Below are 21,680 nucleotides of genomic sequence, written 5' to 3' on the forward strand. Positions count from 1 at the left end.
GTGCTCGTCCACATCTGCTGCAGCGTCGATTCGCACTTCTTTATCGAAAAGCTGCAGCATGAATACCCCGACGAAAAACTCGTCGGTTTCTTCTATGACCCCAATATCCACCCTTACAGCGAATACCGTCTGCGCCTTTTGGATGTCGAACGAAGCTGCAAAAAGCTGGGAATTGAGCTCATCGAAGGCCCTTACGACTTCGAATCATGGATGGACGCGGTACGCGGCCTGGAACACGAGCCCGAAAAGGGGGGGCGATGCGAAGTGTGCTTTGACCGCCGCTTCGAAGTAAGCGCGCAAAAAGCGCTCGAACTGGGCGAATCGGCGATGACCACCACCCTCCTCGTCAGCCCCAAAAAATCCCAGGAACAGCTCATCAGGGCCGGCGAAGCGTTCGAAGCGAGCCACGGGGTGAAATTCATCGCCTTCGATTACCGCAAAAACAACGGAACCGCCGATCAGGGACGCGTTGCAAAAGAGCAACAGCTCTACCGCCAGGACTACTGCGGCTGCCTCTTCGGCCTCTCCATGCAGCGCGATCAGCAGCAGCGGCTGATGGACGAAATGTTCTCCCCCCTCTCCCGCCAAATTCTTCCCGCATCGATCGAAGAGCGCCTCACGATGTATCAGCGCCGCATGGATCTTGAAGATTCCGGAATCCCCTACCGGATCGTCAAGGAGCGGTTTTTGAATTACCGCCTCTTTCGCGCATCACTGCGCGTGGGAGGAGAGGTCGTCCCTTCCCATCCCCTTTTTTATTCAACCATCAGCCGCACGTCGACCGAAGGAAAAATAGAATTCGAGGTCAACGGGCAGTATTTCCTCAACCGCGAGGAGGTGCGTTTCATCACGCTCGACACCTTCAACGCCCTCACGTCGTCGGCTTACGAAAGCACCCGCCGGCTCATGTTCGAAGCACCGCCGGTCGAAACCGAAATTTCGCTGCGCACCCTCCTGCTCGGAAGCCCCTATGATACTTCCGCCGTCATTGTCGTCGATTCGATCCCGACCGCCAAAGTCTCCCTTTTGCTGGATACAAAGACGTATACGGACACGAGGGAAAAACTCATAATCAATAATTAACCATTTTTGCGATAAACTAGGACGATTTTTTTACCCGAGGTATTTAACAGCATGATAGATGTCGTCCAGATTCAAAAAATTTTGCCCCACCGTTTCCCCTTCCTGCTTGTCGACCGCGTTACCGACCTGACCCCCAACGAAACTCTTGTCGGCTATAAAAACGTTACGATCGGCGAACAGATTTTCGAAGGGCACTTTCCGGGCCACCCGATCTATCCGGGCGTCATGATTCTCGAAGGTATGGCTCAGGCGGGAGGCATCCTCGCATTCCAGAGCATGGATATGACCGAAGAGGAAGCGGCGCAGAAAGTCGTCTACTTCATGAGTATCGACGGAGCCAAATTCCGCTCTCCCGTCCGCCCGGGCGATCGTCTCGAATACCGTATGAGCGTCGTCAAGCACAAGGGTTCGATCTGGGTTCTCAAAGGGGAAGCCTACGTTGACGACACTCTCGTCTCCGAAGCCGAGCTCAAAGCCATGATCGTAGACAAGTAGGCCTTATGAGTCTGATTTCTCCACACGCCATCATCGAAGAGGGAGCGCAGATCGGCCCCGACGTCGAAATCGGCGCTTTTTGCTTCATCTCGGGCAAAGCCAAAATCGGCAGAGGGACCCGCATCGCGCAGGGTGCGTGCATCTACGGAAACACCACGATCGGTGAATATAACGAGATTTTCTCTCACGCGGTCCTGGGTTCCATCCCGCAGGATCTCAAATACGCGGGCGAAGAGGTCGAACTGATCATCGGCGACCGCAACAAAATCCGCGAATTCACCCTTTTTAATCCCGGCACCGCCGGAGGGGGCGGCAAAACCGTCGTCGGAAACGACAACCTCTTTATGGGGTACGTCCACCTCGGACACGACGTCATCATCGGGAACCACTGCATCCTCGCCAACGCCGCGACGCTGGCCGGGCACGTCGAAATGGGGAATCATGCCGTTATCGGCGGGATGACCCCCGTCCACCAGTTCGTCAAAATCGGCGACTATGCGATGATCGCCGGAGCCTCGGCACTCTCGCAGGACGTCCCCCCCTATTGTCTGGCGGAAGGGAACCGGGCGGTTTTGCGCGGATTGAACCTCAACGGCCTGCGCCGCCACATCGAACGCGAGCACATCGACGCGCTCCGTTCGGCCTACCGCGAGCTGTTCGAATCGGGAAAACCGCTTCAGGAAGTCGCCGCGGCGCTCGCCGAAAACACTGCCAGCGAGTACGTCAAAAACATGTGCGCGTTTATCATCAACACCAAGCGGGGTATTCCGTTTGAAAGGAAAGAGTCATGATCCATCGCCACTGCAGCTTCTGCGAAGCGCAAGAGAGCGACCACAACCCGCTCATCGCCGGCAACAACGTCTACATTTGCAAAAACTGCGTTTTTTCGGCCTATAAAATCATGTTCGGCGACCATGACGAACAAAGCAGCGAAAAAATCGAGCATATCCCCACCGAACTGTTGACCCCCAAAGAGCTCAACGCGTTCCTGGGACAGTACATCATCGGCCAGGAACGTGCCCGCAAGCTCCTTTCCGTTGCCGTTTACAACCATTACAAGCGGATTTTCAAACATTCGGCGATCGAAGACGAAACCGAAATCGCCAAATCCAACGTCCTTTTGATCGGGCCGACCGGAAGCGGTAAAACCCTCATGGCCCAGACGATCGCACGGGTCCTCAACGTCCCCATCGCGATCGCCGACGCCACCAGCCTCACCGAAGCGGGATACGTCGGCGAAGACGTCGAGAACATCCTGACCAAACTGCTGCAGGCAGCCGAAGGGGATGTCGAGCGCGCCCAGCAGGGGATCGTTTTTATCGATGAAATCGACAAGATTTCGCGCATGAGCGAAAACCGCTCCATTACCCGCGACGTGTCGGGCGAAGGGGTCCAGCAGGCACTGCTCAAAATCATCGAGGGTGCCGTCGTCAACATCCCGCCCAAAGGGGGACGCAAACACCCCAACCAGGATTTTATCCAGATCGACACGTCGGGAATCCTTTTCATCTGCGGCGGGGCGTTTGACGGCCTTGGACAGATCCTGGAGCGCAAACAGGGGAAAAACGTCATGGGATTCGGACAGGAAAAACGCTCATCAGCCGACATGGACGACAGCTTTGACAACGTCGAGCCCGACGACCTGGTCAGCTACGGCCTCATCCCCGAACTGATCGGCCGTCTGCCGATCATCGCGTCGCTGAACAAAATCACCGAAGACGAGATGGTCCGCATCCTCACCGAACCGAAAAACTCGCTCGTCAAACAATACACAAAGCTCTTCGCCATCGACAACGTCGAGCTCTCGTTCGAACCCGACGCCCTCAAAGCGATCGCCGCGAAAGCACTCGCCCGTAAAACGGGGGCCAGGGGGCTTCGTGCCATCATGGAAGAGATCATGGGCGACACCATGTACGAGCTCCCCGAATACAGCGGATACGAGGTGCTCATCACCAAAGAGGTGGTCGAATCACAGACCCAGCCGGTTTACATTAAAAAATCGAATCAAAAAAGCGCATAGGACAGAGAATGCTATTCAACAAACTTATCGGAATGTTTTCAAATGACCTCTCCATCGACTTGGGGACTGCTAATACGCTCGTCATTTCCAAAGGACGCGGAATCATCATCAACGAACCCTCCGTCGTTGCCGTCAAAACCGAAAAATACGGTCAGCAGAAAGTCCTCGCCGTCGGGCGCGAAGCAAAAGAGATGGTGGGGAAAACCCCGGGGAACATCAAAGCGATCCGCCCGATGAAAGACGGGGTGATCGCCGACTTCGACATGACCGAAAAGATGATCCGTAAATTCATCGAAAAAGCGCACGGCCGCAGCAGCCTCATCAGCCCCCGGATCATCATCTGCGTCCCTTACGGTCTGACGCAGGTCGAGCGAAAAGCGGTCCGCGAATCGGCGATGAGCGCCGGCGCACGCGAAGTGTACCTGATCGACGAACCGATGGCGGCCGCCATCGGAGCGGGAATCGACATCCGTGAGCCCAAAGGGAACATCGTCGTCGACATCGGGGGGGGTACGACCGAAATCGGCGTTATCTCGCTCGGCGGTCTCGTACTGTGCCGCTCGATCCGTATCGCAGGGGACAAAATCGACCGCGCGATCATGGATTACGTCAAGCGCAAATACAACCTCCTCATCGGGGAGCGTATCGCCGAAGACATCAAGATCAATATCGGGACGGCGATGCCGCTGCACCAGGAACTCAAAATGATCATCAACGGCCGCGACCAGGTGGAGGGGCTTCTGACGTCGATCGAACTGACCAGCGAAGATGCCCGCGAAGCGATGCGCGAGCCACTCAAAGAGATCCTCGAAGCGGTACGTGACGTCCTGGAGAACATGCCTCCCGATCTTGCCGGCGACATCGTCAACAACGGGGTCATCCTCACCGGAGGAGGCGCATTGATCCGCCAGCTCGACAAATACATTTCCGAAATCATCAAAATCCCGGTCTACGTAGCCGACGAGCCTCTGCTGTGCGTCGCCCGCGGTACCGGACGCGCACTCGAGGAGATCGACCAACTCCACGAACTGTTCGATAATGAATAAACAAAAACTGAGTCTCATTCTCCTGCTGGCCCTCGCGGTCAGCGGGGCCCTTTACTTTACCGGATTGCTGCAATCCCCGATCCTCCGCCTGACATCCGCCCTCAAACTTTCCTACCATCAAGGGACTGAAGCCGTCGCACATTCGATCGAAGAACATTTCGACCAGCAACGCACCATCATCGACCTGCGCGAAAAAAACCGTTTTTACGAGACGGAGCTCCTTTCGCTGCACCAGGTTGCGGACGAATACCAAAAACTGCTCAAAGAACACAACAGCACGATGCAAACCGACGCGAACGTATCCCTCGTCCGCGCCCTCTCCTACGTCCGTTTCGGCGATCCGCACAAACTCTGGATCGAAATGAGCGGGTTTAACCCCCGCTCGGTTTACGGACTTTTGTATCGGGGTTATGCGGCGGGGATCGTCGTCTCGAACAACGGCCGTGCGATGGCGTTGCTCAACGGCGACGTCAAAAGCTCCTATGCCGTGAGCGTCGGGGCCAATATGGCCCCCGGTATCGTGCGCGGAAACAACAGCAAGCGCCTGATCGTCGAGTTCATCCCGACCTGGATCCCTATTGCGGTCGGGGACGAAGTGTTGACGTCGGGACTCGACAAAATTTTCCTTGCAGGGCTCAAGGTAGGAAAAGTAGTCTCGATTTCCAAAGCACAGGGGTATCAAAGCGCCGTCGTCGAACCCTACTTCTACGGTAAGAATCCCGCCTATTTTCACGTCATCACGAAGGTCAGATAATCCGATTTTAAGTGCCTTTGCCCTATAATATACAAATTTTTTGTATGAGGGGTCTCAATGCCAAAACGCGACGACATCAAAACGATATTACTCATCGGATCAGGCCCGATCGTCATCGGTCAAGCCTGCGAATTCGACTATTCCGGAACACAGGCGGTTAAAACGCTCAAAGAGCTCGGATACCGCGTCGTTTTGATCAACTCGAACCCGGCTACCATCATGACCGACCCCGAATTTGCCGACCGTACCTACATCGAACCGATCAAGCCCGAAATCATCGCCGAAATCATCAAAAAAGAGAACGTTGACGCGATCCTCCCGACAATGGGAGGTCAAACCGCGCTCAACGCCGCCATGCAGATGTTTGAGAAAGGGATGCTTGAGGGGATCGAGTTCCTCGGTGCAAACCCCGCTGCGATCAAAAAAGGGGAAGACCGTCAGGCGTTTAAAGAGGCGATGATCAAAATCGGAATGGACCTCCCGATCTCCCGCTACGCCTACAACATGGAAGAAGCCCTCGCGGCGGCCGAAGAGATCGGGTTCCCGATCATCATCCGCGCTTCCTATACCCTCGCGGGGGGCGGAAGCGGCGTCGCCTACAACATCGACGAGTTCAAGCTCCTCGCCCAGCGCGGTCTGGACGAGTCACCCATCACCGAAATCCTGATCGAAGAGTCGCTTCTGGGCTGGAAAGAGTACGAGATGGAAGTTATCCGCGACCGTAACGACAACTGTATCATCGTCTGCTCCATCGAAAATCTCGATCCTATGGGAGTCCACACCGGAGACTCTATCACCATCGCCCCGGCGCTCACCCTCACCGACAAAGAGTATCAGCGTATGCGCGACGCGAGTTTCGCGATCCTGCGCGAAATCGGCGTCGATACGGGCGGATCGAACGTCCAGTTCTCCGTAAACCCCAAAACGGGCCGGATGATCGTCATCGAGATGAACCCCCGTGTATCGCGCTCCTCGGCGCTGGCGTCCAAAGCGACGGGTTATCCGATCGCCAAGGTCGCAACCCTTCTGGCGGTCGGTTTCACCCTCGATGAGATCACCAACGACATCACCGGAACCCCGGCTGCGTTCGAACCGGTCATCGACTACATCGTCACCAAACTCCCCCGCTTCACCTTCGAAAAATTCCCCGAAGCCGAGTCGACCCTTACGACGAGCATGAAATCGGTCGGGGAAGCAATGGCCATCGGGCGCACCTTCAAAGAGTCGGTCCAAAAAGCCCTCTGCTCGCTCGAAACCGGTCTGTGCGGCTTCGATCCGATCAGTGCCGATCCCGAATTCATCAAACATGAAATCCGCCGCCCCAACGCCGAGCGGATCCTCTACGTCGCTCAGGGCTTCCGCATGGGCCTCTCAGTCGAGGATATTTTCGAACTCTCCAAAATCGACCCGTGGTTCCTGAACCAGATCGAAGAGATCGTGGCGCAGGAAGCGAACGTCACTGCGGCAACCCTCTCGGACGAAGCACAGCTTCGCCGTCTCAAAACCGAAGGGTTCTCGGACAAGATGATCGCCAAACTGATTGCCCAAAACGGCGGAAGCGCGACGGAACTCGACGTTTACAACGCCCGCAAAGCGCTGGGAATCGCTTTTGAATACAATGAAGTCGATACGTGTGCGGCCGAATTCGGTTCGCTGACACCGTATCTGTACTCGACCACCAACATCACCCGCCTCGGGCTTCAGGCCCCCAGAGCCAGCGACAAGAAAAAAGTGATGATCCTCGGCGGCGGACCGAACCGGATCGGTCAGGGTATCGAGTTCGACTACTGCTGCGTCCACGCCTCATTCGCACTCAAAGAGATGGGGATCGAGACCATTATGGTCAACTGTAACCCCGAAACCGTCTCGACCGACTACGACACCTCCGACGTCCTCTACTTCGAACCGATCGATTTCGAGCACGTCAGAGCGATCGTCGAAGCCGAACAGCCTGATGGTATCATCGTCCATTTCGGAGGGCAGACGCCGCTTAAACTGGCCAACGGTCTTCACGCGATCGGCGCGAAAATCGCCGGAACCTCGGCGGAGGTCATCGATCTGGCTGAAAACCGCGAAAAATTCTCGGCATTCGTCGTTGAAAAAGGGCTCAAACAGCCCGAAAACGGTCTGTCGATGACCAAAGAAGGGGCATTCGAAATCGCGCAGCGACTCGGCTATCCCGTTCTTGTGCGTCCTTCTTACGTTCTGGGCGGGCGCGCGATGCGGATCGTCTACAACGAAGACGAACTGCGCACCTATATGGACGTCGCGGTCTCGGTGAGCAACGATTCTCCCGTCCTCGTCGACAAATTCCTCGACCAGGCGGTGGAACTCGACGTCGATGCGATCAGCGACGGTACCGAGGTCTACATCGGATCGGTCATGCAGCACATCGAAGAGGCCGGGATCCATTCAGGCGACAGCGCGTGTTCGCTCCCGCCGGTGGGCCTCACTCCCGAACTCAAAGCGCAGGTCGAGGCACAGACCAAGACAATCGCGCTCGGGCTGGGCGTCATCGGTCTTCTGAACATCCAGTACGCCATCTATCAAAACGAAATCTACCTGATCGAAGTCAATCCGCGCGCTTCGCGCACCGTTCCTTTCGTCTCCAAAGCGACGGGAATGCCGCTGGCAAAAGTCGCGACGCGCGTCATGATGGGCGAAAAGCTCCGCGACGCCCTCAAATACTACGATCACTACAATATCGTGATGGAAGAGAACGGTCTGCTCAAACCGCGCCTCAAAGGACACGTCGCGATCAAAGAAGCGGTTTTCCCGTTCAATAAACTCTACGGTGCCGACCTCGTTCTCAGCCCCGAAATGAAATCGACGGGCGAAGTAATGGGGATCAGCGCCAACTTCGGTGTCAGTTTCGCCAAAAGCCAGCTCGCGGCAGGAAACAAAATCCCGACGTCGGGAACCTGCTTTTTGTCATTTATCGACGGCGACAAAAAACACGCCCCCGAAATTGCCCGCGGGCTCCACAATCAGGGCTTCCGGCTGATCGCGACGCGCGGAACCCAGAAGATCATCGAAGATGCGGGAATCCCGTGCGAAGCGGTTCTCAAAATCTCCGAAGGTCGCCCGAACATCGAAGACGTCATGAAAAACGGCGAAATCGCCCTGGCGATCAACACATCTGATAACCAGACGGCCAAAAAAGACGCCGAACAGATCCGCCAGATCGTCTTGCGTATGGGGATTCCTTATTTCACGACACTGAGCGCGGCGCGCGCCGCCATCGAAGCGATGGGGCACATGAGCGACGAGAGCTGGATGTCTCCGAACGCGCTGCAAGACTATCTCCGCTCGTAACATGAGCCTTTATCTCGCGCAGACCGACACCACCGTCGGTTTTCTCTCCCAAGACGCCGGACGCCTCTTTGAAGCCAAAGGGCGCGATCAGAACAAACCATTTTTAAAAGTCTTCTGCGAGCTGCACGTCCTCAAAGCGCAATTGCGCGTCCCCCTTGTCCACAGACGCCGCGTGCGCCATGCGCGAAAAACCACATTTATCGTCAAGAACCAGGCATTCCGCTACGTAACCGAACCCGAACACGCCCGATTCCTCCGTCCTCACGGATGGTTTTACTCCACGTCGGCCAATGCCAGCGGAGCCTCGTTCGATCCCGATTTTTGCCGTGAGAGGGCAAACCGGATCGTCGAAGATGCTCGGGGGCTGAGCGAACAGCCCTCCTCGAAAATTTACCGTTTGGGCCGCACCCGTCTCAAACGGATCCGATAACCATAATACAGGAGTCATCATGAAACACGTTTTTAATGCCAAATCCGCTTTTCTGGGTTCATTCGGACTCATCCTCATCAATGCCCTCACCGGATGCCAGAGCGCACCCGAAGAGCAACCCGCCGAAGAACAGGCACAGGCCAAAAACAAATTCCTCGTCGTCGAGCAGCTCACCAACGGCAAATACGTCATCGTCGAAGAGATGCCGACCGAAGGACCGAGCCGCGCCATTATCCGCGAAACGGACGAAAACGGCACCGTCCACGAACGGGTCCTTACCGAAGCGGAGATGAAAGAGCTGGCCGACCAGGAATACAAAAAAATGGAAGCCGGGCAATCCGAGCTCAATGCCGAACCCTCCGGCGAAGGGATGGGACTTGCCGGAACGATCCTCGCCGCGGCGGGGGGAGCTTTGCTTGGGAACATGATCGGAAACGCCCTGATGAACAACGCCAACGTCCGCAAACACCAGGACATGTCGAACCGTTCGGGCTATTACCGTTCTACCTCCGGCGGCACCCCGACGTCGACCGGATCTACCCAGAAAAAAAGCTACTTCGGCAATACCGCTTCCTCATCGACAACCTCCAGCAGCAGCTACGGAGGCTAAAGAATGGTTGCCCTCGAAAAAGTCGCCCCGATCGATGACCGCGTCCTTGAACAAATCGGATTTCACTGGCACACCGATGCCGAGTCGGGAAAATACGTCGCTGACGAACTCGTCGTCGTCACCGACGCCGAAGCCGAAGCCTACTACGAAGCGGTCAACGATATCTACGACATGTACGCCACCGCCGCTCAGCACGTTATCGACAACAACCTGTTTTTCGACCTCGGCATCCCTTTCAATCTCGTCGAAACGATCAAGAAAAGCTGGGAAAGCGACGTCCACTGGCATCTCTACGGACGCTTCGACCTCGCCGGGGGGATCGACGGCGCACCGATCAAACTGATCGAATTCAATGCCGACACTCCGACCGCCCTTTTCGAGACGGCCATCATCCAGTGGGCGATACTCAAACACAACCGCATGGACGAAGATCGGCAGTTCAACAACGTCTATTCGGCCATCAGCGACAATTTCCGCCGTCTGATTACCTTGTTTGACGATCCCGGGCTGTTCGAACGTTATTACGAAGGGTGGAAAATTCTCTTCAGCTCTGTCAGCGGCAACATCGAAGAGGAACAAACGGTCCGGCTGCTGCAGCAGATGGCAATCGATGCCGGATTCGAAACGGGGTTCGAGCCCCTCGGCGGCGTCAAATTCGACGATGAGGGGATCTACGATTCCCATGAATATCCCTACGAATACTGGTTCAAGCTCTACCCGTGGGAAGATATCGCCATCGAAGAACCCGAACTCGCAACCCAGCTTCAATCGATCATGGCTAACCAGAAGGCGATCATCCTCAACCCCGCCTACACCCTGCTGTTCCAGTCCAAAGGTATGATGAAGATCCTGTGCGATCTTTTCCCCGATTCTCCCTACCTCCTCAAAACGTCCTTCGAACCACTCAAGGGGGTTCCGTACGTCGAGAAACGGATGTTCGGGCGCGAGGGATCGAATGTCAGAATCCATGACGCGGCCGGAAACGTTACCGCTTCCAACGGCGGCCCCTACGGCAATTTCAAACCGGTCTACCAAGAATACGTCGAATTCCCCCGCGATACACACGGGAACGCCTACCAGGCGGGAGTGTTCTTCGCCTACGAAGCGTGCGGGCTCGGATTCCGCCGCGGAGGGGCCATTCTGGACAATCTCTCCAAATTCGTCGGGCACGTGCTGAGATGATCGTCTGCGCCTGCCGAAGCGTCACGCTCGAAGAGATCATCGAAGCGATGGAACGCCACGGCAACGACGCCGAAACGATCCGAAGCATCACCTGCGTGGGACAGGGATGCACCGAATGCCTCGATCCTGCCTGCGGCGACGTCGATCTCCCTTTCCCCTACGCGCTCCTCAACGCCGAAGCCATCTTGGAGCGTTCCTGACTTTAGCGTACCTCTTTGCGATTCATCCTCGCTTGTACGTCGTTCGAAATGTTCATCAGCGCAAACGTAACGATAAAAATCATCAGCCCCGGAAAGAAACTGACCCACCATGCAATGTCGATCACCTCTTTTCCGGTGCTGAGGATGCTCCCCCAGCTCATCTGGGGCGGTGTGATCCCAAGCCCCAGAAACGACAGTCCCGATTCAGCCAGAATCGCCCCCCCTACCCCGAACGTGAAACTCACCAGCACGATCGGAGAAAGAAGCGGCGCATAATATTTAAAAATGATCTTGAGCGGGTTGACCCCCGCGATACGCAGGATACGGATAAACGGCTTTGACGAAATCGCAAAACTCTCCGAACGGATCAGACGCGCGGTGCTCATCCATCCCGTTACCGAGATAATGACGATCAGCACCCAGATCGACGCATTGACGTAGGTAACCAGCGTCAGCAGCAAAAACAGGGTCGGAAACGTCAAAAACAAATCGACGACGACAATAAAAAGCTTATCAAACCCTCCCCGCAGCAGCGCGGCACTGACTCCGTACATCAGCCCGATCAGAGTCGAAAAAAGAGCGCTTCCCAGACCGATCAACAGCGATACCTGGCCCCCTTCCATCAGACGTGCGAGCATATCCCGCCCCAAACGGTCAGTACCGAACCAATAAGTTGACGAGGGGGGAAGGAGAATAGCGTTCGGATTGAAATACTGCGGATCGACCGTATAGAAAAAAGGGCCGAAAAAAGAAAAAAGGATGACCCCCGCAAGGGAGACCATACTAAAGAGGCTCATTACTGCTTCAGCCCCAGGAGCGTCTGCATCATCTGGTCGATCGTCGTAATGACTTTGGCGGCGGCGCCGTAAGAGGTCTGATAACGGATGAGATTCGCCATCTCTTCGTCGATGCTCACCTTAGAGATCGAGTCGTATTCTTGCTGGATGGCACTGAATTGCGCGGTAATCGTATCGTTGCTCAGAATAACCGAGTTCGTAGTCGTCCCCACCGTGGTAACCAGCGCATCGTAATATCCGTAGAGGGTGTCATCCGTCGTTTGGGCATCCTGCATAAAATTGACACGAGAGAATTGCAGCTCAACCATGGCAAGCGCCGTTTGGGAATCCCCTTCCACGGGTGACTTGAATCCCCGGATTTTGGTAACGTCGTTTTTGATATCGATATTGAGATCGATGTTTTTGGCACTGTCGCCGTCGAAAAAGCGGCTCAGCCCGGTTACACCGGCAAAATTCGTGCCGTTGTCTTCGATGGCAAAAGTATACCCCTGCTCTGCCAGCCCGCTTCCCGCTTTGAAATCGATGCGGAGAATATTCTGAGCCGTACCGAACTGCGCTTCGAGCATGTCGTCGATGTCGTTGAGCGCATTCCCGTCTCCGGTGTCGTCCTGAACCGCATTGAGCTGTCCGACGATGCTGTTGGCAGGAGGTGCGGGCATCGATCCCATGACCGTCGCATCGTCGATCGTAACCGTACGACGGGCGGCGACATTCCCGTTGATATCGTATACGACGATATCAAAGGTTCCGGCGCTGAAATTTTTCCCCGTCGTCAGCAGCGTCTGGGAATCTGCATAAGCCTGCGACGTCGACTGCATCGATGTCGTCGCGCTTTGCGCGTAGAGGTTGTTGGTCGCTTCGATCAATCCGGCCGCAAACGTGTCGAGATTATCGATGGTCTTTTGCAAAAAACCGTTTTCGAATTCTCCGTCAGCTCCGATGATCGATCCGCGTAATTCGAGCAGCGCCCCGACTTTTCCCCCGCGTACATCCTGTGCAAACGGCATCTGGACTCCGTCTTGGCGTTCAAAGTAAAGGGTGTTATATCCTTTTGAACTGCTCGCGCTTTCGATGCCGATCGGGTGGAAGTTCGAACCGTCAACGATGTTGAAGCCGCCGACGAGGATCGTATAGCCCCCCTCTTCGACTGCGATATTGCTGTCAATCGAATTGTTGGTCTTTGCACCTTCCACAACCGTTTTTGCCCCGATCAGTTTCGAGAGGGTCATCTCGAGCTGCGTTCGCTGGTCTCTGAGATCGTTGGCGTTGTTGATCCCTCCGGCTTCGGCTTCGTTGATTGATTTGTTCAGTCCCGCAATTTTTTCGGCGATACGGTTGACCTCTTCGATATTGATTTTAACCTGGTCGTTGATCGAACTCTGTAGCGCCGCAATCTGGTCGCGCGTCTGGTTGACATGCTGAGTCAGCGTCTGTGCCAGTTGAGCAAGAGAAACTTTCAACGCACTGTTGCCCGGATTATTCGCCAGGGCCTGCCATCCGTTGAAGTAATTCTGAAGGTCCGATTTGATCCCGATGTTGTCGATATCGGGAAAATAGGTCGAGAGTTCTTCCAGATGCTTTTTCATGGTGTCCGAATACGATTTGGACTGTGCCGTATTGGAATAACGGTTAAACACGAACGAATCGTAGATACGGACGATTTCGGTAATCTGGGTACCGTTACCGCGCTGTCCGGGATCGACGCTGACGGGAAACGCGGTCGACGTTACGACCCGCTGGCGGGAATACCCTTCGGTTTCGGCGTTGGAAATATTATGACCGGTCGTATCGATCCCGATCTGGGCGGCATTAAGGCCGGTATAACCGATATGAAGGGCATTGAAGATGGAGGCCATTTTACGCTCTCACTTCCAAAAATGACGCGTCGGCGGACGCGACTTTTTGATACCCTTCCATTTGCGTCGGAACGACACGTTCGAGAAGAGTATTGTAAAAAGCCCCGACGCTTAAAACCATTTTCGCGTAACGCTGGTTGACTTCGCGGAGTTTTGCGAGGTTTTCTTTAAGAAGATCGAGAAGCTGATGTTGTTCGTCATCGAGAAGTTCGAAAAGCGCTTTGGAAGGCTCGGCGGTCATCAGTTTCGAAATTTCGCGATCGATCATCGCTTTTTTGTTTTCAAAACTTTTGATTTTTTCTTCTTTGATCGCCAACCGTTCGAACTGGGTATTATGCTTGGCCTGCTTTATATCGGCGATGTCTTCTTCAGACAATGCGATAAGGGCTTCCAGTTCTTTTATAGCGCTTTTCAACTGATACGACAACATCATAAACTCCTGTTTGGTTTAAGTCAGCTCTTGCGCGATGCGCTTGGCCAACGCTTCGATATCGACACGGTATTCGCCTTTTTCGATCGAAGATTTTATCTCTTCGATCCGGCTGGTGTCACCTTGTTTGGAAACCGACTGAGAGGATTTTTCCTGTTCTTTCGGCTTAAGCGACGTTTCTTGGTAAACGCCTTTCATGATTGAGCTGTTCACACTTGAGATCATGGTGAATCCTTCCGGTTTGTCCGTTTATGATGTCTATCTACCATATCGGCAAACACTCCGAAAAATTTAGTTTTTTACCCCTTTTTGACTCAAATGTTCAAACAGCATTTGCGAAAATCCGAATCCCCCCGCACTGGCGTTGGAAAGTTCCTCACGGTACATCGATTTGAAGATTTTGTCTCCCGGATCATTGGCGCTGAAAAGGTTTTTTTCATCCTTCATCGCTTCATCGAGCAACATCTTCACGATGATCGCTTCAAACTGATCGGTTTTTTCTTTGAGGATTGCGTCCCCTTCTTTCGTCCCCACCGTCGGAACGGGTTTTTGGTACTGTACGTGTGAAACGTCCATCAGATCACCTCCAGGTCTACGGTAATGGCACCGGCGCTTTTCATCGCCTGCAAAATCGCGATCATCTCTTTAGGGGTTGCCCCCAGTTTCTGGAGCGAACGGGCGATGTTCGCGACTGTCGTCGTCCCTTTTTCGGTGTATATTTCGTTTTCGTTCAACCCGATGACAAGGCTTTTATCCATCGCGACGCTTCCGGCGGGCTTTGCCACATTATCCTGCGACAACACTTTAACCGTCATGTCTCCTTGCGTAATAACAACGGGTTTGACTTCGACGTCAACTCCCGCAACGATGGTTCCCGTCCGCTCGTTGATGATGATTTTGGGCTCCTGGGCGTAGTTGACGTCCAGGTTCTGCACTTCGGCCAGAAACTCGACCATCGAACGGTTTTTGGGAAGTTGGAGTTTGATCGTACGGGAATCGAGCGCGGTCGCGACTTCGCTGCGGTAGCGGGCGTTAACGGCATTCTGAATGGCGACCGCGTTGCTGAAATTCGATGTTTTCAGTGAAAGCGTCGCGTTTTGCTGGTGGTAAAGGTCCTGCTGGATTTCGCGTTCGACAAGGCCGCCGCCGTACACCATCCCGGCGGTCGGATGCGATTCTGAACCCGCACCCCGCTCGTTTTTACCGCCGATGCTCACCGGTCCCTGTGCGAGTGCGTAGATTTTTCCGTCCACCCCTTTGAGCGGGGTCATCAACAGCGTCCCGCCCTCGAGCGATTTCGCATCGCCGATCGATGAAACGACGACGTCGAACGTGTCCCCCTGACGGGCGAACGGGGCGAACTTGGCCGTAACGACGACCGCCGCGACATTTTTGGATTTGATGTCGACCGGGTTCATATCGATGTTCATCGCTTTAAGCATGTTGGCAATCGACTGGAGGGTAAATTTAGAGGTGGTCCCGTCCCCGGTTTTTTTCAGACCGACGACAAGCGAGTAGCCGATGATCTGGTTGTCGCGCACCCCTACGACGTTGGCAAGTTCACCGACGCGGGCGGCCTGCAGTGATGAAAGGAGTAAAAAAAACGCTACGATGACTTTCATGCTTATCCTTTGAAACGTGCAAAGAAAAAGCAAAGTTCATTCCACTTCTTCGGAAGCGGAACCATGAAGGATACTCAGGCGTAGTAAGTCAGTGACGTTTTTCCGAATTTTTTGCTTTTGAGGCGCCGATATTCCCCGATCGCTTCGGGAAGTTCGAGCGTACTCATGTGTTCGATGATAAAGAGTTTGGCCAGATGCGGGGGAAACGCGGCGATCAGATCGAGCGTTTTGTCGTAAATCTCTTCCATCCCTTCGCGGTAGGCAAAGGGGGGATCGACATAGACAAAAGCGCTTTCGCCGAGGCTTTCAAGCCTTTTTTTCACCTGTGCGACATTCGAAAAACTGTCCCCTTCGAACACTTCGCAGGCGGCAGGATCGGTCTGGGCGATATTCTGGCGAAGCGTTTTAATCGCATCGCGGTCTTTTTCCATGAACAGAATCTTTTTCGCCCCCCGGCTGAGCGCTTCGAGCCCTACCGAACCGCTTCCGGAGAACACTTCGACCAGTACGGCATCGATGACGTCGAACTGGATCGTGTTGAAAAACGACTCGAGGACGATCGCTTTGGAACTGCGGGTCGTCTCCTTGGAAGGGAGGCAAAGCGTTTTGCCTTTGAATTTCCCCGCAATGATTTTTTTGGTGAGAGGAGGATTATTTTTCATAAAACGCCCGTATCGCCTTGAGGATATTAGCCTGGTATTCGCGGGTCAGTTTTTCAATGTGGCGTTCGAGCACTTCGAAGCTGATCGCTTCTTCTTCGGGACAGGCCGGGGGTTCGCAGGCGGGAGGTTCCGCGGAAGAACGGTTGAGCGATTCGAGTTTGCGTCCCAGGGCGTGGAGGAGCTGCGCTTTCGAAAACGGTTTGATCAAATCGGCCGACTCCGTCGCACCGATGACAAAAGTGGGGCGGTTGTCGTCACGGATATCTTTATCGCGGATCAGAATATCGCACTGGCGGATCGAGCTGAGCTGCCCTTCCAAAAAAAGTTCCAGCGAGCGCTGCAAAAGCGGCGAATCGCATTGTACGGCTACTTTCACGTCTTTTCCCCCTCCACCTTGTTCCATTCTCGGTATATTAACATAGTTCGGAGGCTTCTCATCGCTAATTTCACCTATTTCTGCTATTATTGGCCTATAGAGCAAAAGAAGATATGGGAGTATTTTGTTGCGCATTTTTTCTGTGAATCTCTCCTGCGGTCCCCGATGCAAAGAATGGAGCGTCGGTGCCGCCGTTTTTCTACTCGGCGCCGCCGTCTCAGCGTTCGTGGTCATCCATCTCGATCGGATGAGAACGCATGACAAACTCCATGTCGTTCAGTCCGTTGCACACGAACATGCATCCCGGCTGCACAAGCACATCGACGAGAGCATGGTACTGGCATATCCGATTGCGGCGGCGATCGAAACCGGGATGGATACTCAAGATTTTACATTTATCGCCGACAAACTGATCACACACCATCCCCTCATCCACGAAATCGCCCTGGCCCCGGAAGGGATCATTACCCACATCGTTCCGGTCAAAGGCAACGAAAAAGCGCTCGGTCTTGATCTGCTCAGGCATCCCGAACAAAAGGCCGAGGCGCTGCTGGCCCTCAAAAGCGGCAAACTCACTCTCGCCGGACCGATTCGCCTAATGCAAGGAGGTGAAGGGGTTGTCGGCAGATTCCCCGTTTTCCGCAAGGAAGATCAAACATTCTGGGGCTTTGTTCTCATCGTCATAAAAATGCCCGATCTTCTTCATTCCGCCGCATTGGGCGACCTCTCTGCGGGCGGATACCGCTACGAACTCACCCGAACGTATCCGAATTCAAAACAGGTTCAGATCATCTCGGCTTCGGATCCCCAGCCGCTCGATCGGCCGATACGGCAACGGATAGCGTTTCCGAATGCCGACTGGACGCTGAGCATCTCCCCCGCCGCAGGATGGCATGATCGATGGACGATTTTTTTCCAAAGCGTCCTGGGGATATTGTTCAGCCTTCTGGCCGGCTATATCGCGAAACAATACGTCGAACTGCGCAATCAGCGCAACGCCCTCGAACACCGCGTTGCCGAACGGGTCACCGAGATTTCATTGACCCAAAACCGGCTCCGGCTGCTGCTCAATACGATTCCCGACCTTATATGGCTTAAAGACACAGGGGGAACCTATTTGCTGTGCAACCCGATGTTCGAACGGTTTTTCGGTGCGAAAGAAACCGAAATCGTTGGGAAAAGCGATTACGATTTTGTGGACCGGGAACTTGCTGATTTTTTCCGGGCCAAAGACCGTCTTGCAATGGAAAAACACGCCCCGAGCGTCAACGAAGAGTGGCTCACCTTTACCGACGACGGCCATACCGCGCTGATGGAAACGATCAAAACCCCGATGATCGACGAAACGGGAAACCTGGTCGGGATCCTGGGTATCGCCCGTGACATTACCGAGCGCCATACCAACGAAACGCGGATACGGCAACTCACCCATCTCTACGCCGCCCTTAGTAACTGTAACAAAGCAATTGTTCGCTCATCGACGCCCCAGGAGCTCTTCGACGAAGTGTGCCGGGGGATCGTATCCGAAGAGGGAATGAACATGGCGTGGATCGGGTTAGTCGATCCCCAAAGCGATCTCGTCCGTCCCGTAGCATCATACGGTGATCGGTTCGGTTATCTCGAAGGAATCGAGATCTCGATCCGCGAGGAGATCCCATCGGGCAACGGTCCGACCGGCACCGCCATCCGTGAAAACCGCCCCTACTGGTGTCAGGACTTCATGAACGATCCCGCGACCGCTCCATGGCACGAACGCGGTGAAGCGGTCGGATGGCAATCATCCGCCTCTTTGCCGTTTCATCTCTACGGCAAACCCGTCGGAGCGTTTATGGTCTACTCGACTAAACTCAATGCATTCGATCCTTCCAGCCGCGAACTTTTGATCGAAATGGCGATGGACATCAGTTTCGCGATGGAAAACTTCGACCGCGAGGCCAAACGTAAAGCGGTCGAAGAAGATCTTATCCGTACCGAAAAACTTCTCGAAGAGATGAGCGAGGCGGCATTGATCGGAGGATGGGAATACGACGTCAAAACAGGTAAAGGGACATGGACCAAAATTACCGCGCGAATCCACGACATGGACCCCGATGCCGAAACGACCGAACAGATCGGACTGAGCGTATACGAGGGCGAATCTCTCGAAAAGATAAAAAATGCCATCCATGACGCAATCACCCGTGCGATGCCCTACGATCTGATAGTGCACATGACCACCCCCGCCGGAAATAAAAAATGGGTTCGTACCATCGGTATCCCGGTCATCGAAAACGGTGAAGTCATCCGGTTGAGAGGTTCCATCCAGGACATCACGGCGCAAAAAGCGACGGAAGACAAGGTTCACTGGCTTGCCCATTTCGACTCCCTGACGGGGCTTCCGAACCGGACGCTGCTCAACGACCGGCTCAATTACGCGATACGGATCGCCTACCGCAACCATACGTCGGTCGCACTGCTTTATCTCGATCTCGACCATTTCAAAAACATCAACGAAAACCTCGGGCACCATATCGGCGACGAACTGCTCGTCCAGGTTGCATTGCGCATCCAGTCCATGATCCGCGAATCCGACACCCTCTCGCGGCAGGGGGGGGACGAATTTATGATCCTCCTCTCCGGGATCGATGCAGAGGGCGCCGCGAATGTCGCCGAAAAATTGATCGAAAGCATTTCCCAGCCCTATCAGATCCAAAGTTATGAACTTTCAATCACCCCATCGATCGGAATAGCCCTCTATCCCGGGGACGGTACCAACTTCACGACGTTGTCCCAAGCGGCCGATGCGGCGATGTTCCGGGCCAAACACAACGGCCGAAACCGCTACTGCTTTTTCACCCCCGAAATGCAGGCCCGTTCGGCCCGCAACCTCGAAATCGAAAACGCTCTGCGACACGCGGTTGCACGCGATCAACTCCAAATCCACTATCAGCCTCAAATCTCTTTGTCCGACGGAAAACTCATCGGGACCGAAGCGTTGCTGCGATGGACCCACCCCGAGCTCGGAGCCGTTTCTCCCGATGAATTCATACCCGTCGCCGAAGAGAGCGGCCAAATCGTCGCCATCGGGGATTGGGTATTGCGCCATGCGCTCGGGCAGCTCAAAGCCTGGATCGATGCGGGTGCAGAACCGTTCATCATGGCCGTCAACCTCTCCGCCGTCCAGTTCCGCAGCCCCCAGCTCACCCAAAGGGTTCTGGAGATTCTCGAAGAGCTGGCCCTTCCCCCCGAGCATCTCGAACTTGAGCTGACCGAACGGATCGCCTCGGAAAACCCGCTCGAAGCGATCAACATCATGAATACCCTCTACGACAACGGGATTCGTATGTCGATCGACGATTTCGGGACCGGATACTCGTCACTGAGCTACCTGAAACAGTTCAAAGCCTATAAACTCAAAATCGACCAGTCGTTTATCCATGACGTCGCCCAAAATCCCGAAGACCGCACCATCGTCAACACGATCATCAAAATGGCTCACAGCCTGAACATGAAAACGATTGCCGAAGGGGTGGAAACCGCCGAACAGCTTGAAATCCTACGCGCTGCGGGGTGTGACGAGGTGCAGGGATATTATTATGAAAAACCGATTCCGGCACAGGAATTTGAGCGTAAATACGTTCAGTCGTTTCGTAAATAATAGTCGATGCTGTAACGCAGATCCTCATCCATGTCATGGAGGGAATCGAGCATCCATTTAAGATAGCCGGGGTCTTTGAGGGCGATCTCTTCGATCCTCTTTTTGGCGTATTTGCCGAAAGGCAGACGGCTGAGCAGGATATGGGAACGGGAAATATCGACCAGTTTTTGATGATCGGCGAGATCGAGCAGGTAATCGTAAAGCATCCGAACGTGAAGCGCATCGCTCAAAGGGCGATGAGGAGCAACCGATACGCCGGCAGCGGCAAAAAACGCCTCTTCCTCGCGATACAGCCGCAATTCGTACCGCAGAAACTGTAAAGAGTACCCTTCCAGATCGTCCATCAACGCCTTGGCGCATTTGAGGGTGTCGATAACGTCGCCTTGCCATTCGATCCCTTCTTTGGAAAGCATGGAAAGATCAAACGGCGCATTGTGCGAAACGAGCGTATTGGAAGGAAGATTGAACGCTTTGAGGATCCGGCAGCTTTCCGAACGGGAAAATTCCGGCGCTTCGGCAACCATTTCGCTCGTTATCTGGTGCACTGCCGAGGCTGCGGGGGGCATCTTTTTCCCCGGATGGATCAATTCTTCATGCAGATGAGTCTCGCAGGCGATTCCGACGGCGCAGATGCGGTCTTTTGCCTCGACTCCGGTGGTTTCGGTGTCAAAAAAGATCAACATGCTTCAGCGTCGCCGACAGGGCCGACACGGCCCATGAGGCGGTAATAGTGTTCGAGCGTACGGAAACTTTTCTCGAAACGCCACCCCAACACAAAGGCGACAATCTCTTTTTTTCGCCCTTCGGAAAGCTTTTCGACCCGTCCGTAATAGGCGAGCGAGATATTTTTGTTTTTGACTTTCGCCTCTTTGTCATACACGATCCCGATAATCTGGGCGTATTTCCCCTCTTTGAGGCTACCGAGATCTTCGTCTGAAAGGGAGATCCCGGAGAGATTGATCGCTTTGAAATCAAAGAGTTCCTCAAAACGGGGAACTTTTGCGTCGATGCCCAAAACGGTATGGAGACGTTCGAGTTCTTTGAGATTTTTTTTGCGTTCGAGCTCATAACTGGAGATCTGTGCGGTCAGGTTTTTGAGACGGTCGAGGGCTGAACTCACATATTCTCCTTGGAACACCGTAAATTTGGATAATTTTAACGAACA

General features: G+C 54.3%; 22 protein-coding genes. 12 read left to right on the plus strand and 10 right to left on the minus strand.

The features are described from left to right. Genes E0765_RS06780 through E0765_RS06830 form a run of 11 tightly spaced genes read left to right on the plus strand, consistent with a single transcriptional unit; the run spans window position 1 to window position 11,135 of the window. Complete coding sequence (locus tag E0765_RS06780; RefSeq protein ID WP_132812465.1) at window positions 1-1,083, plus strand: epoxyqueuosine reductase QueH; 1,083 nt, start codon at window positions 1-3, stop codon at window positions 1,081-1,083. Window positions 1,084-1,134: 51 nt separating this feature from the next. Beyond that, window positions 1,135-1,578: a 3-hydroxyacyl-ACP dehydratase FabZ gene (gene fabZ / locus E0765_RS06785; RefSeq protein ID WP_132812466.1), complete on the plus strand. Its 444-nt coding sequence runs from the start codon at window positions 1,135-1,137 to the stop codon at window positions 1,576-1,578. Between the two features lie 5 nt (window positions 1,579-1,583). Beyond that, the gene (gene lpxA, locus E0765_RS06790) at window positions 1,584-2,369 is read left to right on the plus strand and encodes an acyl-ACP--UDP-N-acetylglucosamine O-acyltransferase (RefSeq protein ID WP_132812467.1); all 786 of its coding nucleotides are present in this window, start codon (window positions 1,584-1,586) and stop codon (window positions 2,367-2,369) included. Continuing rightward, a complete protein-coding gene (gene clpX / locus E0765_RS06795) occupies window positions 2,366-3,598 on the plus strand; it encodes an ATP-dependent Clp protease ATP-binding subunit ClpX (RefSeq protein WP_132812468.1) in 1,233 nt (410 codons plus the stop codon). Before lpxA ends, clpX begins: the two co-directional genes overlap by 4 nt. Window positions 3,599-3,606: 8 nt before the next feature. Continuing rightward, the gene (locus tag E0765_RS06800; protein WP_132812469.1) at window positions 3,607-4,644 is read left to right on the plus strand and encodes a rod shape-determining protein; all 1,038 of its coding nucleotides are present in this window, start codon (window positions 3,607-3,609) and stop codon (window positions 4,642-4,644) included. Continuing rightward, window positions 4,637-5,398 (plus strand): rod shape-determining protein MreC, encoded by a 762-nt coding sequence (gene mreC / locus E0765_RS06805; protein ID WP_132812470.1) that lies wholly within the window; start codon window positions 4,637-4,639, stop codon window positions 5,396-5,398. The genes E0765_RS06800 and mreC overlap by 8 nt, the downstream gene beginning before the upstream one ends. Window positions 5,399-5,455: 57 nt before the next feature. Beyond that, on the plus strand, window positions 5,456-8,713 hold the full coding sequence (gene carB / locus E0765_RS06810) for a carbamoyl-phosphate synthase large subunit (RefSeq protein WP_132812471.1): 3,258 nt from the start codon (window positions 5,456-5,458) through the stop codon (window positions 8,711-8,713). Window position 8,714: 1 nt separating this feature from the next. Continuing rightward, window positions 8,715-9,143 carry a Sua5 YciO YrdC YwlC family protein gene (locus E0765_RS06815; RefSeq protein WP_132812472.1) on the plus strand — a complete coding sequence of 143 codons (429 nt, stop codon included), beginning with the start codon at window positions 8,715-8,717 and terminating at the stop codon, window positions 9,141-9,143. Between the two features lie 19 nt (window positions 9,144-9,162). After that, entirely contained in the window at window positions 9,163-9,753 is a 591-nt protein-coding gene (locus E0765_RS06820; protein WP_132812473.1) for a hypothetical protein, read from the plus strand. A gap of 3 nt (window positions 9,754-9,756) precedes the next feature. Then, window positions 9,757-10,935: a glutathionylspermidine synthase family protein gene (locus E0765_RS06825; RefSeq protein ID WP_132812474.1), complete on the plus strand. Its 1,179-nt coding sequence runs from the start codon at window positions 9,757-9,759 to the stop codon at window positions 10,933-10,935. Further along, the gene (locus E0765_RS06830; RefSeq protein WP_132812475.1) at window positions 10,932-11,135 is read left to right on the plus strand and encodes a bacterioferritin-associated ferredoxin; all 204 of its coding nucleotides are present in this window, start codon (window positions 10,932-10,934) and stop codon (window positions 11,133-11,135) included. Before E0765_RS06825 ends, E0765_RS06830 begins: the two co-directional genes overlap by 4 nt. A 2-nt stretch (window positions 11,136-11,137) precedes the next feature. On the opposite strand, the gene E0765_RS06835 is transcribed toward E0765_RS06830, so the two are convergent. The 8 genes from E0765_RS06835 to E0765_RS06870 form a co-directional block, all read right to left on the minus strand. Beyond that, window positions 11,138-11,932 carry an ABC transporter permease gene (locus E0765_RS06835; protein ID WP_132812476.1) on the minus strand — a complete coding sequence of 265 codons (795 nt, stop codon included), beginning with the start codon at window positions 11,930-11,932 and terminating at the stop codon, window positions 11,138-11,140. Next, window positions 11,932-13,788, minus strand: a complete 1,857-nt coding sequence (flgK, locus tag E0765_RS06840; protein WP_132812477.1) for a flagellar hook-associated protein FlgK — start codon at window positions 13,786-13,788, stop codon at window positions 11,932-11,934. Before flgK ends, E0765_RS06835 begins: the two co-directional genes overlap by 1 nt. Before the next feature lies 1 nt (window position 13,789). Continuing rightward, window positions 13,790-14,203 carry a hypothetical protein gene (locus tag E0765_RS06845; RefSeq protein WP_255417870.1) on the minus strand — a complete coding sequence of 138 codons (414 nt, stop codon included), beginning with the start codon at window positions 14,201-14,203 and terminating at the stop codon, window positions 13,790-13,792. Window positions 14,204-14,236: 33 nt separating this feature from the next. After that, window positions 14,237-14,443 carry a flagellar biosynthesis anti-sigma factor FlgM gene (locus tag E0765_RS06850; protein WP_132812478.1) on the minus strand — a complete coding sequence of 69 codons (207 nt, stop codon included), beginning with the start codon at window positions 14,441-14,443 and terminating at the stop codon, window positions 14,237-14,239. 66 nt (window positions 14,444-14,509) lie between these two features. Next, the gene (locus E0765_RS06855) at window positions 14,510-14,794 is read right to left on the minus strand and encodes a rod-binding protein (protein ID WP_132812479.1); all 285 of its coding nucleotides are present in this window, start codon (window positions 14,792-14,794) and stop codon (window positions 14,510-14,512) included. Continuing rightward, on the minus strand, window positions 14,794-15,840 hold the full coding sequence (locus E0765_RS06860) for a flagellar basal body P-ring protein FlgI (protein ID WP_132812480.1): 1,047 nt from the start codon (window positions 15,838-15,840) through the stop codon (window positions 14,794-14,796). The genes E0765_RS06855 and E0765_RS06860 overlap by 1 nt, the downstream gene beginning before the upstream one ends. A 74-nt stretch (window positions 15,841-15,914) precedes the next feature. Continuing rightward, on the minus strand, window positions 15,915-16,502 hold the full coding sequence (gene rsmD, locus E0765_RS06865) for a 16S rRNA (guanine(966)-N(2))-methyltransferase RsmD (RefSeq protein ID WP_132812481.1): 588 nt from the start codon (window positions 16,500-16,502) through the stop codon (window positions 15,915-15,917). Further along, window positions 16,492-16,878: a hypothetical protein gene (locus tag E0765_RS06870; protein WP_132812482.1), complete on the minus strand. Its 387-nt coding sequence runs from the start codon at window positions 16,876-16,878 to the stop codon at window positions 16,492-16,494. The genes rsmD and E0765_RS06870 overlap by 11 nt, the downstream gene beginning before the upstream one ends. A gap of 127 nt (window positions 16,879-17,005) precedes the next feature. On the opposite strand from E0765_RS06870, the gene E0765_RS06875 reads away from it, so the two are divergent. Continuing rightward, a complete protein-coding gene (locus E0765_RS06875) occupies window positions 17,006-20,515 on the plus strand; it encodes an EAL domain-containing protein (protein ID WP_132812483.1) in 3,510 nt (1,169 codons plus the stop codon). Here E0765_RS06875 and E0765_RS06880 read toward each other — a convergent pair. Further along, a complete protein-coding gene (locus E0765_RS06880) occupies window positions 20,497-21,198 on the minus strand; it encodes an exonuclease domain-containing protein (protein ID WP_132812484.1) in 702 nt (233 codons plus the stop codon). The two genes, E0765_RS06875 and E0765_RS06880, sit on opposite strands and share 19 nt — an antisense overlap. Further along, window positions 21,192-21,635, minus strand: coding sequence for a hypothetical protein (locus tag E0765_RS06885; protein ID WP_132812485.1), 444 nt, complete (start codon window positions 21,633-21,635; stop codon window positions 21,192-21,194). Before E0765_RS06885 ends, E0765_RS06880 begins: the two co-directional genes overlap by 7 nt. Window positions 21,636-21,680: the final 45 nt, after the last annotated feature.

It is taken from the genome of Sulfuricurvum sp. IAE1 (assembly GCF_004347735.1).
In the GTDB taxonomy this organism is placed as follows: domain Bacteria; phylum Campylobacterota; class Campylobacteria; order Campylobacterales; family Sulfurimonadaceae; genus Sulfuricurvum.

Coding starts and splice junctions, on each gene's coding strand:
- E0765_RS06815 (WP_132812472.1), top strand. CDS start 8,715: ATGAGCCTTTATCTCGCGCAGACCGACACCACCGTCGGTTTTCTCTCC.
- lpxA (WP_132812467.1), top strand. CDS start 1,584: ATGAGTCTGATTTCTCCACACGCCATCATCGAAGAGGGAGCGCAGATC.
- E0765_RS06830 (WP_132812475.1), top strand. CDS start 10,932: ATGATCGTCTGCGCCTGCCGAAGCGTCACGCTCGAAGAGATCATCGAA.
- E0765_RS06835 (WP_132812476.1), bottom strand. CDS start 11,932: ATGAGCCTCTTTAGTATGGTCTCCCTTGCGGGGGTCATCCTTTTTTCT.
- E0765_RS06880 (WP_132812484.1), bottom strand. CDS start 21,198: ATGTTGATCTTTTTTGACACCGAAACCACCGGAGTCGAGGCAAAAGAC.
- E0765_RS06850 (WP_132812478.1), bottom strand. CDS start 14,443: ATGATCTCAAGTGTGAACAGCTCAATCATGAAAGGCGTTTACCAAGAA.
- E0765_RS06800 (WP_132812469.1), top strand. CDS start 3,607: ATGCTATTCAACAAACTTATCGGAATGTTTTCAAATGACCTCTCCATC.
- rsmD (WP_132812481.1), bottom strand. CDS start 16,502: ATGAAAAATAATCCTCCTCTCACCAAAAAAATCATTGCGGGGAAATTC.
- clpX (WP_132812468.1), top strand. CDS start 2,366: ATGATCCATCGCCACTGCAGCTTCTGCGAAGCGCAAGAGAGCGACCAC.
- E0765_RS06855 (WP_132812479.1), bottom strand. CDS start 14,794: ATGGACGTTTCACACGTACAGTACCAAAAACCCGTTCCGACGGTGGGG.
- E0765_RS06820 (WP_132812473.1), top strand. CDS start 9,163: ATGAAACACGTTTTTAATGCCAAATCCGCTTTTCTGGGTTCATTCGGA.
- flgK (WP_132812477.1), bottom strand. CDS start 13,788: ATGGCCTCCATCTTCAATGCCCTTCATATCGGTTATACCGGCCTTAAT.
- E0765_RS06825 (WP_132812474.1), top strand. CDS start 9,757: ATGGTTGCCCTCGAAAAAGTCGCCCCGATCGATGACCGCGTCCTTGAA.
- E0765_RS06860 (WP_132812480.1), bottom strand. CDS start 15,840: ATGAAAGTCATCGTAGCGTTTTTTTTACTCCTTTCATCACTGCAGGCC.
- fabZ (WP_132812466.1), top strand. CDS start 1,135: ATGATAGATGTCGTCCAGATTCAAAAAATTTTGCCCCACCGTTTCCCC.
- mreC (WP_132812470.1), top strand. CDS start 4,637: ATGAATAAACAAAAACTGAGTCTCATTCTCCTGCTGGCCCTCGCGGTC.
- carB (WP_132812471.1), top strand. CDS start 5,456: ATGCCAAAACGCGACGACATCAAAACGATATTACTCATCGGATCAGGC.